Origin of the sequence: Phyllobacterium sp. 1468 (genome assembly GCF_031455525.1) — a bacterium.
Taxonomy (GTDB): domain Bacteria; phylum Pseudomonadota; class Alphaproteobacteria; order Rhizobiales; family Rhizobiaceae; genus Phyllobacterium.
On record NZ_JAVDSX010000011.1, the window covers coordinates 130,526 to 145,602 of the forward strand.

18 protein-coding genes and 3 pseudogenes are annotated in these 15,077 nt (G+C 53.3%); 9 read left to right on the forward strand and 12 right to left on the reverse strand.

The genetic code is table 11. The features are described from left to right. Positions 1-225: 225 nt before the first annotated feature. Both J2X72_RS22730 and J2X72_RS22735 read right to left on the reverse strand, forming a co-directional pair. Positions 226-498 (reverse strand): hypothetical protein, encoded by a 273-nt coding sequence (locus J2X72_RS22730; protein ID WP_310075724.1) that lies wholly within the window; start codon positions 496-498, stop codon positions 226-228. Next, the gene (locus J2X72_RS22735; protein WP_310075683.1) at positions 405-755 is read right to left on the reverse strand and encodes a HupE/UreJ family protein; all 351 of its coding nucleotides are present in this window, start codon (positions 753-755) and stop codon (positions 405-407) included. Before J2X72_RS22735 ends, J2X72_RS22730 begins: the two co-directional genes overlap by 94 nt. Here J2X72_RS22735 and J2X72_RS22740 point away from each other — a divergent pair. The 3 genes and pseudogenes from J2X72_RS22740 to J2X72_RS25130 form a co-directional block, all read left to right on the forward strand. Beyond that, positions 691-891, forward strand: a pseudogene (locus J2X72_RS22740) (alpha/beta fold hydrolase); the annotation flags it as partial. The gene J2X72_RS22735 and the pseudogene J2X72_RS22740 sit on opposite strands and share 65 nt — an antisense overlap. Beyond that, positions 834-1,265, forward strand: a complete 432-nt coding sequence (locus J2X72_RS25125; RefSeq protein WP_405044765.1) for a PAS domain-containing protein — start codon at positions 834-836, stop codon at positions 1,263-1,265. The pseudogene J2X72_RS22740 and the gene J2X72_RS25125, both read left to right, overlap by 58 nt. Continuing rightward, positions 1,258-1,743, forward strand: a complete 486-nt coding sequence (locus tag J2X72_RS25130) for a histidine kinase dimerization/phospho-acceptor domain-containing protein (protein ID WP_405044766.1) — start codon at positions 1,258-1,260, stop codon at positions 1,741-1,743. The genes J2X72_RS25125 and J2X72_RS25130 overlap by 8 nt, the downstream gene beginning before the upstream one ends. Before the next feature lie 426 nt (positions 1,744-2,169). On the opposite strand, the gene J2X72_RS22750 is transcribed toward J2X72_RS25130, so the two are convergent. After that, entirely contained in the window at positions 2,170-2,421 is a 252-nt protein-coding gene (locus J2X72_RS22750; protein ID WP_210004827.1) for a hypothetical protein, read from the reverse strand. A gap of 156 nt (positions 2,422-2,577) precedes the next feature. On the opposite strand from J2X72_RS22750, the gene J2X72_RS22755 reads away from it, so the two are divergent. Then, positions 2,578-2,775, forward strand: coding sequence for a hypothetical protein (locus J2X72_RS22755; protein ID WP_210004818.1), 198 nt, complete (start codon positions 2,578-2,580; stop codon positions 2,773-2,775). A gap of 693 nt (positions 2,776-3,468) precedes the next feature. Here J2X72_RS22755 and J2X72_RS22760 read toward each other — a convergent pair. After that, positions 3,469-3,999 (reverse strand): hypothetical protein, encoded by a 531-nt coding sequence (locus tag J2X72_RS22760; RefSeq protein WP_310075685.1) that lies wholly within the window; start codon positions 3,997-3,999, stop codon positions 3,469-3,471. A 288-nt stretch (positions 4,000-4,287) separates the two neighbouring features. Between J2X72_RS22760 and J2X72_RS22765 the strand changes: the two are divergent. Then, a pseudogene (locus J2X72_RS22765) lies at positions 4,288-4,532 on the forward strand (polyphosphate kinase 2); the annotation flags it as partial. Here J2X72_RS22765 and J2X72_RS22770 read toward each other — a convergent pair. Further along, complete coding sequence (locus J2X72_RS22770; protein WP_310075721.1) at positions 4,456-4,680, reverse strand: DUF3604 domain-containing protein; 225 nt, start codon at positions 4,678-4,680, stop codon at positions 4,456-4,458. The pseudogene J2X72_RS22765 and the gene J2X72_RS22770 sit on opposite strands and share 77 nt — an antisense overlap. A gap of 2 nt (positions 4,681-4,682) precedes the next feature. Continuing rightward, positions 4,683-5,011 (reverse strand): annotated as a pseudogene (locus tag J2X72_RS22775) (DUF3604 domain-containing protein); the annotation flags it as partial. Between the two features lie 481 nt (positions 5,012-5,492). On the opposite strand from J2X72_RS22775, the gene J2X72_RS22780 reads away from it, so the two are divergent. The 4 genes from J2X72_RS22780 (at position 5,493) to J2X72_RS22795 (ending at position 9,965) form a co-directional block, all read left to right on the forward strand. Continuing rightward, complete coding sequence (locus tag J2X72_RS22780) at positions 5,493-7,604, forward strand: catalase (RefSeq protein WP_210004816.1); 2,112 nt, start codon at positions 5,493-5,495, stop codon at positions 7,602-7,604. A gap of 86 nt (positions 7,605-7,690) precedes the next feature. After that, positions 7,691-8,185: a GTP pyrophosphokinase gene (locus J2X72_RS22785; protein WP_310075687.1), complete on the forward strand. Its 495-nt coding sequence runs from the start codon at positions 7,691-7,693 to the stop codon at positions 8,183-8,185. Positions 8,186-8,198: 13 nt separating this feature from the next. Next, positions 8,199-8,846: a DUF6766 family protein gene (locus J2X72_RS22790; RefSeq protein WP_210004813.1), complete on the forward strand. Its 648-nt coding sequence runs from the start codon at positions 8,199-8,201 to the stop codon at positions 8,844-8,846. A gap of 255 nt (positions 8,847-9,101) precedes the next feature. After that, positions 9,102-9,965, forward strand: a complete 864-nt coding sequence (locus J2X72_RS22795; protein WP_310075690.1) for an alpha/beta hydrolase — start codon at positions 9,102-9,104, stop codon at positions 9,963-9,965. 144 nt (positions 9,966-10,109) lie between these two features. Here J2X72_RS22795 and J2X72_RS22800 read toward each other — a convergent pair whose 3' ends face one another. From J2X72_RS22800 to J2X72_RS22825, 6 genes are all read right to left on the reverse strand, one after another. Next, positions 10,110-11,072, reverse strand: a complete 963-nt coding sequence (locus J2X72_RS22800) for a YihY/virulence factor BrkB family protein (RefSeq protein WP_210004809.1) — start codon at positions 11,070-11,072, stop codon at positions 10,110-10,112. A gap of 101 nt (positions 11,073-11,173) precedes the next feature. Continuing rightward, positions 11,174-11,761, reverse strand: a complete 588-nt coding sequence (locus J2X72_RS22805) for a sigma-70 family RNA polymerase sigma factor (RefSeq protein ID WP_210004808.1) — start codon at positions 11,759-11,761, stop codon at positions 11,174-11,176. Positions 11,762-12,292: 531 nt separating this feature from the next. Further along, positions 12,293-12,547 carry a DUF6894 family protein gene (locus tag J2X72_RS22810; protein WP_210004807.1) on the reverse strand — a complete coding sequence of 85 codons (255 nt, stop codon included), beginning with the start codon at positions 12,545-12,547 and terminating at the stop codon, positions 12,293-12,295. Positions 12,548-12,606: 59 nt separating this feature from the next. Beyond that, on the reverse strand, positions 12,607-13,104 hold the full coding sequence (locus J2X72_RS22815) for a ferritin-like domain-containing protein (protein WP_210004805.1): 498 nt from the start codon (positions 13,102-13,104) through the stop codon (positions 12,607-12,609). 289 nt (positions 13,105-13,393) lie between these two features. Further along, entirely contained in the window at positions 13,394-14,119 is a 726-nt protein-coding gene (locus tag J2X72_RS22820) for a Crp/Fnr family transcriptional regulator (RefSeq protein WP_210004804.1), read from the reverse strand. Between the two features lie 561 nt (positions 14,120-14,680). Continuing rightward, complete coding sequence (locus J2X72_RS22825; protein WP_310075696.1) at positions 14,681-14,983, reverse strand: hypothetical protein; 303 nt, start codon at positions 14,981-14,983, stop codon at positions 14,681-14,683. Positions 14,984-15,077 lie beyond the last annotated feature (94 nt).

A 15,077-nucleotide genomic window follows, 5' to 3' on the forward strand; every position in this document is an offset into this window, starting at 1 on the left:
TAAATCCAATTTCTGAGATTAAAGCGTAAATTCAACTGAGTCTGCGTGAGTCGTCAAGCGATTAAAGGTTAACGAGCCAATTTGGTCTGCAGCTTTAACTTGGCGACAAAAAGGACCGAGCGTGCCGTGAATTGACTTCGGCCGCAGCGCTCATGCCCAGTCAAAACGCTGCCACGCGCTCGACGAACCAGAAGGATGCCATCGTGCCGAACGCATACGTAGCCGTCAGAAAGGCGTATGTCCAACCCTTGGCGGAAACTTCAACAAGCCCGCGCATCCAACCAAACCTATGACTGCTGCGATATTGAAGAACAGCAGAGCCAGTGGAATGTCGCCTGCAGGCAAAGCGAGATTGGCTAGCGCGCCGGCAAAGCCAAAGGCGACCAACCTTGGACGTTGCGCTGTCAAACTCGTATGGCCGTTGTGGATGCGGATAATTTCGCAGGCAAGCAGCAGAATGCTGAAAGCGATCGCCGCTTCGACAGGCGGCCCCGGCACATTGACAAACCAAGCGTCGCCAGCGTGAGTGTAATCGAATGGGCCGCAGTAAACGCCGTGACCGTCAGAAGGAGTGCTCGCCAGTTTCGCGCGATGAGCATCAAAGCCAAAACAAACAGCAGACGGTCGTAGCCGAACAGAATGTGTTCGATCCCATGGACAACAAACGTCTTGGCGACCTCCAGGCGTCCCAATCGCGACGACCTTGGCAGGGTTACCGCGCGAACCCCGATTCTCCAATACCGGGAGGATATCATTGCATCCGAACAGGTCGGGGAATACGTTAGGCGGAACATTCCGAATAGCGAGATGGTTATATTGAACGCGACGGGTCATTGTCCCAATTTGAGTGCGCCGGACCAAGTGGTTTCGGCAATCAAGGCCTTTGTCCGGCCGAGGACCTTGAGAACCTCTACGAAAATGCTCCGTGCGGGTATCTGTCCCTCCGGCCCGACGGGCGGATCGTCAAATCAAACGCCACGTTGTCGAGTTGGACCGGATTCTCGCAACCGGAGCTGATTGGAAAGAAGCTGCATGAGCTTTTGACCATTGCTGGGCGAATGTTCTACGAAACGCACTTTTCGCCATTATTGCGGATGCAGGGCTTTTTTAACGAGGTCGCGCTCGATTTTGTCACCAAGGACGGCAAGAAATTACCGGTGCTTGCCAATGCATGGAACGACGTGACGACGCGGCAATTTGCTGTTCACACGCATCACCATATTCCAGGCTGCCCATCGCCGCCGCTACGAACGAGAATTGGTTGATCAGCGCACGGCACCGAAGCGGAAAAGAGGAAATGCGCTCGCCGCGAAAATGCTTGCGGAGGCAGGCCTTACCCAGGAGCAGGCGATTGCAGAATTGCGGGAACAGTTCATTGCCGTGCTTGGGCACGACCTTCGCAATCCCCTCGCCTCCATAGACGGCGGCACCCGTATGCTCACGCAAGAAGAGTTGAGCGTCAGGGCGCAAAAGATCGTCGCGCTGATGCAAGGCAGCGTTGCGCGCATGTCGGGCTCATCGACAATGTGCTCGACTTCGCGCGAGGACGGCTGGATGGCGGAATTGCCTTACAACTCGATGCGCGCGAGCCGCTCGAGCCCGTCCTGCAGCAGGTTGCGGACGAACTTCGCGTGGGATCGCCCGGCAGAGTCGTCGAAACAGGTTTTGACATTACCCATGAGGTTTATTGTGACCGAGGCCGCATTGGTCAACTGGCGTCAAATCTTTTGGGCAATGCGTTGACACGCGGCGCAGTGGATCGACCAATCCATTTTTCGCGAGAACTGGTAGTGGCAAGCTGGAAATCAGCCTTGGCAATGGCGGCGACGTCATTTCCCCGGAGGCAATGAGCCGACTGTTCCAGCCTTTTTCCCCGGCGAAGTTCGCGACAGTCAGCAAGGACTTGGGCTTGGGCTGCACATCGCATGGGAGATCGCCAAGGCGCACGGAGGTACGTTGGTGGTCGCATCGTTACCGACGAAACACGATTTACCTTCCAAATGCCCTTGAGCCCGGATGGTATTGATGCGGAATAAAAACCAAGGCAGGCCGGGTTCCAAAATGCAAATCATGACCACAAGCACCATACTAATGTCACGCTCTACAAGCCTGCATTGGGTCTGTGTTCATTCAGGTCGTTGAACAGCCAATTCAAGACTTGCATTTTTGCTAATTGGGCCAGCTAGCTCGCGTAGCTGCAATGTCAGAAACTTGTGTTTCTTGGTCGACGGCCTCCATCGCGATCTCTTTCGCGTCGCGCATTCCATGGTCAAATAGTTTCATCACGGTGCGGGCAAGTCGCTCGGCGTTCTCATGGCTTGTTGGATCGCGTCCAAGCATAGCCGACGCCATCAGATGCGCGGTCTGCATCGTGTCCCAGTCTTCGGGCGAATAGGCGAGATTTTTGATTTTGGTGAACAATGCCCGATCCCCCGGTGTAGGCGAAAGCGCGTTGTATCTTCAAGGTGACGTCGATTATTTTCTGTCAAAAGTTTGGCGAAAGTCAATCGTCATTTGGTGGACATCAATGGGAACGTTTGTCGCAACGGGAGGTTGTGTCTACCGGAGGACAATCATGTGAACAAATCCAGAGATCAGCGCTACACTGCCGAGGGGATGCGGGAGGTTGCGCGGCACGAAGGCTTTCAGGGTCACATCGAGGATGCTTATCACCCACCATCGCAAAACGATCGGTTCGCGGACCTTCTTGAGCGCTTGGACGCGGCGGAGAAACTGCAAGCCATTCGTCGCGGCGGGCGTTGGCAATGCCTCTGATCGAACTTGCTCAACGTTTGATGATACGATTTTTTTGACCATCATTTCATTTCAGACATTATTTTGAGCAACGTCGGATGGGAGTAACACCTTTGAAGATGCTGAGCTTGTTCAACTTGTTAAATGAGTGCGCCTTGATCAACGTCGCGCCCCGCACGGCATAACCCCTTGACCGAAACCCTGCCGCGCCTTGTAGAATTTGATGGCCATCTCGGATTGAGCGCGACGGATAGAGGCCGCTGCTGCCGCCGCCGACTATGCGAGACAAAACTCGCCGCGGAGGCAGAAGTCGCAGCGGCCGGACGGGATGCTACCGGCACCTCGCCAAGCTCGTGTACTGGCGCTCCGACCATTTTCTTGTATGCCGATAGTCCCAGGTTATTGCCGTATTGCGGCCACAATGCCACCAGGCACATCGATGAAACATCCGCCAGAAGCCCGTACTTTTTTGTCTTTGCGGTATTCAAGCCGCTCGGGCGCAGCCCTGCTCGTGGGAGTGAATGGTAACGGAGTCCCCTTGAGCGAGTAGATTTTGCCCGGACCGTCGGTAACTGTGCTGTCGTCAGTCGTGACAGCCAGTCGCCCCTCTAGAACCACCATGATGTCATCGACGGCCATCGCCTCGACTAGACTCTGGTTGGGCCCGTAGCGGCCGAGCCGATCACCACGAACGCCCCTCTTTTGGCGGTTCGCTCAATTGCTCCTTCGCTGTCTATCGACGGGTTGAGTGGGCAGCCTTGGTTGCCGCGCCTTTTGAGGCAAATCTCCAACGGCTTTGCCGAGCCGTTCAAGCTCTAGGGAGTAGCAGAAAAAACTAAACAGTATACCAGCGACGTACAGAGTCTTAAAAAGCGCCTGACCAAATGGCGGGAACATGTCGAGCTGGGGAACGTGTCTAAAGAATATAGACGAAAACAGCGCTCCGCTGAAAAGGAAGCTTAGGCGGCCCACGAAAGAGCAGATATGCGCGGCCAAGATACTATGGAAGGGCGGGGTGACCGCTATCCACTTCAACCGTGTCCAGTAGCAGAAATGAAGAAGTGTGATGCCGCCCAGAATTGCGATCTGAGTCGAAATGCGTAACTCCTGATATTCGCCGACGTGCGTCAACACGCTGATGAAAATCGGATACACCACCCAAAACAAGAACGCGGCCGCGACCGTCTGGGCAGTGAAAAGAACCGCATACGCACCCGAGTTTCCCAGCCGTAGTGGAACTTTCAAGTTAAGGTGGTCCCTTCGAGAACATTCATTTCACGCAACACTTGCACAAATTGTTCGGCAACGCTCGCACCGAATATTAATGAGATAATAAATCCGCCTCGTCACTTTACTACTTTCATACTGTAGGATACGTCACCAGTGAATATGCAAAGGTTGTCGTATTCGGGGAAAGAACGACGTGGTTGACGTTGTTCAAGACAAGGCATCGGTACCCAACTATGCCAATATTCCACAACAACTTGGTCGTATCAGATCGAGCATGGATTTTGACGTGTCTGAGCGAGCCGGCAGCGCTACATTCAACATTTTCCGGCGGCGGGCGAAATCGTCATCTTCGACAGAAGTTGGTACAACAGGGCAGGCGTTGAGCGGTCATGGGATTTTGCTCCGTAAAGAAAGCGCGAGGCTTTCTTGAGCTTAACCCGCTCTTTGAGGCAGCGATCGTTGAAAGCGGGGCTATATTGCTGAAGTATTTCCTGACCGTCGGCGAGGACGAGCAGGAGCTCCGGATCCGCCGTCGTATCGACGACCCCTGTCCTGACCGCAAGGCACGCCAGTGTTGTGGGAATCCGATCCGCCAACAAATCCCATCTTATAGGGGTTGTAGCCGCGGGTGTCCTGCATCGAAATGCCGTCTTTAAGGGCCTGACGGACGTAGCTACCCGGAACCTGCGGACGCACCCGATCGGAAGCTTGCTGATCTCAGACCCCGGCGTGTTGGCAAGGGCGACTGTCCCGACATATTCGGAATGGTCGGTAACACCCATCCAATCCAGAGGGGTATCTATCTTGATGTCGTAGCCGAGAGGATGCTTGATCGTCGCGCTTGGCATATCTGTAAGCATCGGCTGGAGTGGTCTGGTGTTTTCCGAAAATGTAGGCATCGAATGACCAGCCCGTATGAACGTGGGTTTCGCCGAATAGGCATGCCGATCCTGCGCCGCGGCGGCCGACGCGACAAGGGCCACAATCGGTGAACCTAAACAATGGCTGTTGTGTTTGACCTGCGCATCGTTCGTTCCCCCTCGAAAATCCGATGACTTCTGTGTCAGCAACGCTGGTGGAAATTAGATATCGAAAAAATCACCCATTATGCTTGGAGAACATGCGCCGATAAGTACGTAACAGTAACAAGGACCAATGTGCGTCAACGGCAGGGCTGGGGCGGAGCAAGGTACCTCGACGATCCCAATCTGGCTCCGCGCTCAAAGATAGTGCGGTACGGTTTTTAGCCGCCTCATGTCACGATAGCGATCCTAGTCCACACGAAATCAGCGCCATGCCGTTCTTTTCGGTGATTCAATGCCCGAGACGGCGCGAAGTTCGCATTCCATGTGAATTCTGCGCAACAGTCGTTTTCCTAATCATTCCCCGTCGGATGGAACCACCACGACTGACGTTGGTTAAAGACCAAGTCATGGGAATTTCAAAGGCCGGCGTCTGACACCTCAACCGTCCCGGCCCACATTTCGATTGTATGAAAAGGAAAACCGATGCCCAAGAAAGCCAAATTACCAACTCAAACGGCGACGATCAACGATCAGACATTGAACCGTGGTGCAGGTGGGGAATTGCATCAGATGGCGAGTGGGGCTGTGCCTGTCATGACGACGGCACAGGGCGGGCCCGTGGGTGATGACCAGAATTCCTTGAAAATCGGAGCACGAGGTCCAACCATCCTCGAGGACTTTCATTTTCGGGAAAAGATTTTTCATTTCGACCACGAGCGCATCCCTGAACGTGTCGTTCATGCACGGGGCTACGGCGCACATGGCTATTTCGAAACATACAAGTCGCTTGCAAAATACACCCGCGCGGACGTGTTCCAACGGGCGGGAGAAAAAACGCCTGCCTTCGTCAGGTTTTCGACCGTGGCGGGCAACAAAGGTTCGTTTGACCTGGCGCGCGATGTCAGAGGATTTGCGGTCAAGATCTATACACAGGAAGGCAATTGGGACTTGGTGGGCAACAACATCCCTGTCTTCTTCATTCAGGATGCAATTCGCTTTCCGGATATGGTTCATGCAGTCAAACAGGAACCTGATCGCGGCTTTCCTCAAGCTCAGTCTGCCCATGACAATTTCTGGGATTTCATCAGTCTAACGCCTGAAAGCATGCACATGATCATGTGGGTCATGTCTGATCGCGCTATTCCACGTTCCTTTCGTTTCATGGAAGGTTTCGGCGTCCATACATTTCGCTTTGTTAATGCAAAGGATGAATCCACCTTCGTCAAATTTCACTGGAAGCCGAAGCTCGGACTGCAATCGGTGGCATGGAACGAGGCCGTAAAAATAAACGGAGCTGATCCAGATTTCCATCGCCGCGATCTTTGGGATTCGATCAAGTCGGGCGCGTTTCCTGAATGGGAACTGCAGGTTCAGCTCTTCGATCAGGCTTTTGCAGACAGTTTCGATTTCGATATTCTCGACCCGACGAAAATTATTCCGGAAGAAGTCCTGCCTCCAATTTCGGTAGGCCGCCTGGTTCTGAACCGTATGCCCGACAACTTCTTTGCAGAGACGGAACAAGTCGCCTTCATGACGCAAAACGTCCCGCCAGGCATCGACTTTTCCAATGATCCCCTGCTTCAGGGTCGCAATTTTTCTTATCTCGACACACAGCTGAAACGGCTGGGCGGACCCAACTTTACCCACCTTCCCATTAATGCCCCGAAATGTCCGTTTGCGCACTTCCAGCAAGACGGTCATATGGCCATGCGCAATCCAGTCGGGCGAGCAAATTATCAGCCCAACTCGTGGGGAGACGGGCCAAGAGAATCCCCCGAGCGCGGATTCCGCTCCTTCGCCGATATGGAATCGGGACAAAAGATGCGGATCCGCGCAGAATCGTTCGCCGATCACTATAGTCAGGCCCGGCAGTTCTTCATCAGCCAGACAAAGCCCGAGCAAAACCATATCGCCGCGGCGCTCACCTTCGAACTAAGCAAGGTACAGACGCCCGTCATTCGTGCGCGCGTTGTCTCGCATCTTCTCAATATCGATGAAGGATTGGCGGCGAATGTAGCAAGCGGACTTGGACTGAAAGATATGCCCTCTCCGGCAGATGCGGCCATGCCGACACGTCAGGATCTCGCCGCATCTCCCGCTCTCAGCATCCTGAATAAGGGGCCCGGTCGATTTGAAGGGCGGAAACTTGGCATTTTGCTGACAGACGGCTTCGAGCCCGCGCTTGTGAAAGCTCTGCAGAAGGCGCTGGCTTTTGAGAAAGCCACGTTTGAAGTTATCACTCCGGCTGTTGGTGGCGCGGAAGCTGCTGACGGCAGCATTGTTTTAGGCAATCAGATGATCGGCGGCGGACCATCGGTGCTCTATGACGCGGTCGTGATTCTGCCCTCAGACACTGGCGGTGTTGATCTTGCAAAAGACTCCACGGCCCGCGACTTCGTGGCCGATGCTTTCGCCCATTGCAAGTTTATCGGATACAACAACGCTGCTTTACCCCTGTTCGAAAAAGCCGGCATCGTGGGTGAGTTTGACGAAGGCGTAATCCTTCTCTCCGGTCCAAATGACATTCCAGCGTTCATCAAAAACCTCGGAAAACTACGCCTGTGGTCGCGCGAACCAAATGTTAAAATGAAGTAAGCGCCTCAGTCCAGAGAACAAGCCGGCGGCAGTCTTGTCCTGGTCAGCTACGCCATTTAGACGCAGCGAAAGAAACCACATTTGAGGTGGAACGCCTTGTTGTCTGGAGGATTAGAGAGCGTTATCACCAAACGCTGGGAGAAACCCACATGATCTCTTTGGAGCGTGCTATCTCAATTGCCGCCAGCGCCCATGCTGGTTCCCTCGCTGACGATAAAGAACCGTATATCTTCCATCCTTTGAGGGTAATGCTCGCCTTGGATACGGAGGATGAGAGGATCGTGGGCGTCCTTCATGATGTGGTCGAGAAAACTACGTTGACGCTCGATAACTTGCGTTCGGAAGGACTTCCCGGCCATATCCTGGAAGCAATCGATTCAGTCAGCCGTCGCAAAGGCGAAGAGTACTCCGACTTTGTCCGGCGCACGCGAGAAAACAGCCTCGGACGACGCGTTAAAATTGCTGATCTGAAAGACAATATCGAAAAGGTTAGGTTGCACCTGGAGGATCTCAAGGCACGGGTGAAACTGGCCAAATATGAAGAGGCATTGGCGTCTTTCCTGAAATCGAAGGATTGCTGACCGGAGAAGCGATATGCGTATACTGCGGAATAATGGCCTTACCATCGCCCTTTTGATCGCGTTTTTGATTAGCATGATCGGAATGACCGTGGCTGGCCACTACCACGAAAACGAACAGCTGGCGCAACATGGCCTCCCTGCGATATCAATCGTCCAATACTTGACTAACGAAAGCTTCTTGTCGGCGCTGTTTGAAAATTGGGAGAGCGAGTGGTTACAAATGGCGACTTACGTCGTTCTCACCGCATATCTCTTCCAGAAAGGATCCGCAGAATCCCGCGACCCAGAGGGACCGCCAGCAGACAAACACGAGAAAAACGCGCCCCGCTACCCGGCTAGGGCGCCTCATGTTCCCCTGTTACGTTGGCTCTACCACTACGCGCTTGGGCTAGTCTTGTTGCTCTTGTTCGTCCTTTCCTTCCTCGGACATATGGTTGCCAGCCATTTAGCATCGAATGCCGAAGCCGCCGCCCATGGCAAAAGCACTCAGTCACTGCTTGCTTATATTAGCGACGCGGGCTTCTGGTTTGAGTCCTTTCAAAACTGGCAATCCGAATTCTTCTCCACGGCAATGCTCGTCGTTTTGTCAATCTTCCTTCGCTATAAGGGATCACCTGAATCAAAGCCGCTGAGCGCGAGCCATGACGACACCGGAGCATAATTTCCACGAAACGCACCGATGCTGTTGCCGCCGCAATACCCGCATATCGGAATCATCTCCTGCCAACGTATATGAGCGGTCAACTCACAGCGCATAAATCGGCGGTGTCATTGTTTTCCGGCTATGCGACTAATAGCGAAAAGGCAACTGAAAGCTTCGGCCGGGACACTCCCAACACCAAGGGAATATTTGGCGGAAAGCTCATAACGTCAACTGAAGCTTGGGCATTGACCTGAGACACTGTGGAGTCAACCGATGTTCGAAGGCTTCGATCTCGAACTAATCTCGCTGCGAGACGCGACGCTGCGTGTCCGACATGGCGGAACCGGACCTCCCCTAATGCTTTTGCATGGTCATCCTCGTACACATACAACTTGGCACGAAGTTGCGCCGCGCCTAGCACAGTCTTTCTTTGTGGTTTGTCCTGATCTGCGCGGTTTTGGTCAATCCTCAAAGCCCGTGGACACACTCGATCACGCCGGGTCCTCCAAGCGGGCAAAGGCCAAAGATTGCGTTGAATTAATGCTTACGCTTGGACATGAACGGTTCTCCATAGTGGGACATGATCGAGGCAGCTACACGGCTTTTCGGGCTGCCATGGACTATCCTGAAATAGTCAAGTCCCTCAGCATCCTTGATGGCGTTCCTATCTTGGAGGCTCTGGAGCGATGTGACGAGAAATTTGCCACGGCGTGGTGGCACTGGTTTTTCTTTGTCCAGCAAGACAAACCGGAGCGCGCGATCCTGGCCGATCCGCTTGCTTGGTATGGTGGCTCCCCGGAAAAGATGGGTAATGGCAACTTCCAAGATTTTTGTGCAGCAATTCAGGATCCGCAAACCGTGCATGGCATGGTCGAGGACTATCGGGCCGGCATGAAGATCGACCGTATGCACGACGAAGAGGATCGCGATGCTGGGCGCAAGATCACATGCCCGACGCAGGTTCTATGGTCGCAGCATGACGATTTGGAATATCTCTACGGCGACGTCCTGGCTGTATGGCGTCGATGGACGACCGACTTATGCGGGCATGGCCTTCCGTGCGGGCATCACATGGCGGAAGAAATTCCCCAACTGCTGGCAAGCGAATTGGCTGCGTTCCATCAACGATATCAGTGACTAAAATCCAGGGAAACCGAGCTGGATCGCAAAGTGCGCTCGCCTCAGCCTGACAAAGGCAGGTATCGCAAATCTCGCAGGGGCTTTTTTCGAATCCTCGTCTCCACATCAAACATGTTGATGCCACCGTGAATGGAGTGCTCATTAGTCAGGTGAAGATTCACCGAGTGTATCAGCAACCACAGCTCCTCGCTGACCCATGGGAAGCGGCTTTCCCGTGGTGCTGTCGATTGAAGTTTGATGTTCCAACTCGGCGTTCAGTTCTGCGCCGAGTATGAGGATGATCAGCGAAATCCACGTCCACATCATCAGACCAGCTACTGCGCCCAACGCGCCGTAGGTAGCGTTGTAGTCGGCGAAGTTGGCAAGATAAAAAGTGAAAGCCGCCGAGGCAACAATCCAGATCAACGCAGAAAGAACGGCTCCCCACGAAAGCCAGCGCCATTTTGCATGCTCCCGGTCCGGACCAAACCGATAAATGACGGAAATCGCGATGACGACAATGACGGCGATCAAAGGCCACCGTATGATACTGAATAAAACTTCACTCCAGCCATCCTGCACGATCCCTGCCGACATCCGCGAAATTGCGCTAAAGGCGATACTTAAGATAATTCCACACAATAAGCTGCCGAAGGTAAATACGAACGCAATCAGATTCAATCGCAAGAAGCTGCGGGTTTCTTTCTGTCCATACGCGACGTTCAAAGCTTCGAATATGGCCTTGACGCCATTGTTCGCGCTCCATAAGGCCACCGAAAGCCCGAGGAAGAACCCGAGACTAAGCAATTTGACATCCTGTGCGGCAAGAGCTTCGAGCTGCCCTCGGATCAAATCAATTGCGTCTGTGGGTAGAATACCAGTGAGAACGGATATGTTGCCTGCAATCGTACTGCGGTCTGCCAAAAAGCCGTACAATGATGCGAAAGCCGTGAGTGCAGGAAACAAGGCAAGAAGCAAATAAAATGCCGAGCCTGCCGCGATTAGCATGACCCGATCTTGCTCCAACGAACGGTAGACTCTAAATAGAACATCCTTCCATCCTAGTGGCGGAATTTCGGAGGGACCCTCCGCGGTGCGGCCTCGCCCAGCTTCCATCTCGGTCATTGCCGGGTTGCGCGTCGCCTTTTTGGCCCTCGAGTTTGATACCATCGTACTGGACCTTGAACTCATTTGTTGCGGCTGACACGTCCTCGAACCGCTGGCCGCTAATGCCGTTGACGTGAGGCGTATTGCCACCCCGAGTGGTGGGGCGCTTCTAGAATTGCCTCACGGGACTTCTCGCCCAACATTTCCAAGAGATGGGTCTTCGCCCGGTTTATTCTGCTTTTGATGGTTCCAATAGGGCAATCACAAATTTCCGCAGCTTCGTCGTAACTAGCGCCCATGACACAAACCAGCATGATTGCTTGCCGGAAATCCGGATCGAGTTGATGCAAAGCTATTTCAAGTTCGTGACCCCGAATAGTCCATTCTTGGGATGCCGGCCGGGAGGGTCCGTTTTCAGCAATATCTTTTTCCCCGCCCGTGACCTCCCTCCGTCGGTGTTTTACAGCTGTATTGAACGTATTTCTCATGATCGTGAACAACCATGACTTCATGCTCGTCCCCGGAGTAAACTGGTGCAAAGACCCAAGTGCTCGTTTGAGTGTTTCTTGGACCAGATCATCTGCGTCATCAGGTTTCCGATAGAATGACCTCGCGAATGCCCGTAACGCTGGGACAAGAGCAACGAGTTCCGCTCTGCAGGTGATCTCCAACTGTAAATCTTGGTAAACGGGATCGATTGCAACCATATTTTGCCCTTTCTGGATGAGAGGACAATGCGTCGAAGCCGTAACTCGTTCCTCCGCCGCGTGATCTGTACGCTATCGAACATTTCAGATTTTTTTGACATTTAGACCAAAGAAACGTCTCTGGTCAGAGAAGAGTTGTGTCGGCTCGCATGGTGCAATGAGAGCGAGTGCTCGAAGCGGCATAGTTTATCACTTGTGACGGCTCCGCCTTCCGCAAAGTGGCCGAACTAGGGCCACTTTGCTTGAAGGACGAGGTCAGCGGCTCTTGCTGCCCTCGCTGCCTTTCGACTGCTTGTCGGATGAGTTACTCGATGACCCGCTCTTATCCCGCTTGTCGCTCGAGCTTTTGGATCCACCCTTCGTGCTGCTTGATTTGTGGTCCTGACTATTTGGCATTTTCTTTCCTCCATGTTGACTGGAAAAGTTCCAGTACCAATCAACCCGCCCTGAGGAAAACTGTTCCCGCCAGCTGACCGTTGGTGCGATACCGCACCAAGTCTCGTTTAGGACGCGCAATCGTCTGCTTCTCCATCAGTTCTCACCTCGCGCCTGTGGATCCGCCTTTAGTAGATCCGCAAAAAAAATCGTTCCGATAAGTTCACCTGGCTCATTGTAGACGCGAACGACCCAGCTGGTTGGATCCAGTCCGTCAAGAACGCCATCAACAATAGTTTCCTGTGCTGCTTGTTTTGCCTCCGCCAGTGCGTGCTCATAATCCGGAAGCTCGATCCCTTTCACGTCCTCAAGAACGACGTCCTCATGAAAAACAAAACGAAACAATGGCATCGGTGTCCCCCGCTCTGATGAGGAATGTGCTCATTCCGCAGAGTGAGCACTTCTGAACGTCAAGCTGCTTTTTGGGCTTTGCTGTTAACGCCGCTTTCGGCAAGCTTGGTCAGCGCGGCATCGGTGGCGATTTCTTCCTCAAGGGTTTGCACCAGGAGTGCCGTCGCGTCCTTCATACCCAGTTCGTCCGCCCAACGAGCCAATGTACCGTACCGGGCCATTTCGTAGTGCTCGACTGCCTGAGCTGAAGAAACCAATCCTGCGTCAAGAGCTGGCTGGCCCTTAAAATCTTCCATAACTTCTTCACCTTCAGCTATGATGCCTTCAATAGCGTCACAGGTTTTGCCTTGCGCACGCTTTCCGAATATCTCGAAGACCTGCTGCAGGCGCTCAACGTGGACTTCCGTTTCATCACGGTGCTTCTCGAAAGCCGCTTTCAACTCCGGTGACTCTGCACCCCTGGCCATCTTTGGTAGCGCTTTCAGTATTTTCCGTTCGGCGTAGTAGACATCCTTCAGGGTCTCATGAAACAGATTTTCCAATGTTTTTGTTACCATGCTTTTGTCCTCCAGTTGTTATCGGCCGCCCAATATGGGCGGGTGAGCAAGGAACCACGTCAGACGACGATTGTTCCGCTTGGCGATAACAAATCAGTGGGGACTTTTGTAACGGCGGAGAAATTGCACAGGATGAAGGCGGCAATTACCGACCGTGCGAATTTCTAGAACAAGCGACATTTTGAAATCAGGCCCTTTCCGTCCGACAACTGCCAACGGTCAGCGCTCCAACTTCATCGGTTGCGTGACGCCCTGCTTTGACTCAGTGCGCCGCTCGCCCTTGCAACGCTTAACTCTGCCGCAATGACCAGCCAGTCAGACGAACGGATTCTTCCTCGGCCAGACCATATGCCCCGTCCGCAAGTACCATTAAGCCGTCGCGGTCCAAAACGATGAGCTCGGATCTCCTGGAACGGATGAGCCCCTTTCCCTCCAGTATGTGCAGAGCGACCGTAACGCCCGATCTCCTCACGCCTAACATTCGTGCAAGGTGTTCATGTGTAAAGCTCATGCTATCGCCGTCCACCCTGTCATGTGCGAGCAATACCCATCTGGCCAGTCGATCCTCCAGTTTTGAGTGTCCGTTGGCAATCGCCGTGGACCCCACCTGAATCGAAAGTGCACGCGCAAATCGTGTAAGCAATATTCTTATGGATTCTCTGGCGCGAACTGCATCCAATAAATCGGATGCGCCGATTTGAAAGGCGCTTCCATTCATTTGAACGACAGTGCGGTATGCGCTGCGGTCGTCATATTGGAGCAGCGCAGAGCCGGACATCCCATCTCTACCGAATAGCCCGACTTCCAGATCGCGACCACGTGGCAAGCTCGCCATCATCGAAGCAATCCCGCTTTCAAGAAAATAGACGCGTTCAAGCTTTTGTGCGGGGGTCTCGATCTCCTGCCCCAGCTTCAACGGAACCATCCGCATTTTAGGCAACAGTAAAGCTTTGTCCTCCTCGGACAACCTCGATAACAAATGATTGCGTGTCGGAGGTAGTTGATCGCTTGCCATAGTCTTCCCTCCCAAGAAAAGACTTACAGGTCGTGCCTGTAAGTGATGAACCTTGAAGCATCACGTCGGATTTTTTGCGAGAGCTCGCTCTGCATAAACGGCTTCGATAGTAAGGATAAATCCTTACGAGCGCGCCGTCAGGAAATTCTGGGCATCCGGTCGCCAGGATAACTGGCATATGCGGCCACCCGTACCTGGCATCCCGTATATGGAGAGCGTCGTTGGTCATGCATCCGGATCGCTCATTTGCATTGCTTTCCCTCTCGTTCCATCCGTAAACCCTTGATCTCACGGACAACGACAGTTCATCTGCTAGGTTCCGCGACGCTTAATTTTGATGAGTTGCTTGCTCCCAAGCTTGCGGCGGAACCAACTCAACTGCTTCGTTTTCAAAGCGATAGCATGGCTGCGAAGGTTGGCTTGAAAGAATCATGGGGGCTAGGCTGAACCCCGGCGCTTTACCGTTCAAACCCAACCATTATCGGGCTGCCACCGTGCAAACAAACCGACGATCCGATCGGCCGAATGCTAGGCCTGATCTCGGACGAAGCTTTCTTGATCCTAGTTTTCAGGCTGCTGCCCGGTGTTCAAAAACTTCAACAGTAATTCCAAAAACATCGTGTCGCGCATGGCTTTGATGTAGGTCGATTGGGTTTCGTCGACCATGCCGTCTGCCTTTAAACGAATCAACTGGTACCGTTCGCCTCGCTCAATGCTGCCTATCGTGTCTTTGGCATTGATAAGCTCGCTGTCGAGCCAAGCCAACAGGTCCTCTTTTCCGATCCTACACTTCGAATTTCCGGGGCTCTGTTCAATAAGGGTGATCGTTTCTGTCCGCTCATCGCTGAGACTTTTCATATTCATGATTGTTGCTTCCCTGTGCCGAGTCACTGTCGAGAACGTTCCGTGCCTCTTTTACAACCTTCGAACCATGGATCGTGAAAAACGTTCCGCATTT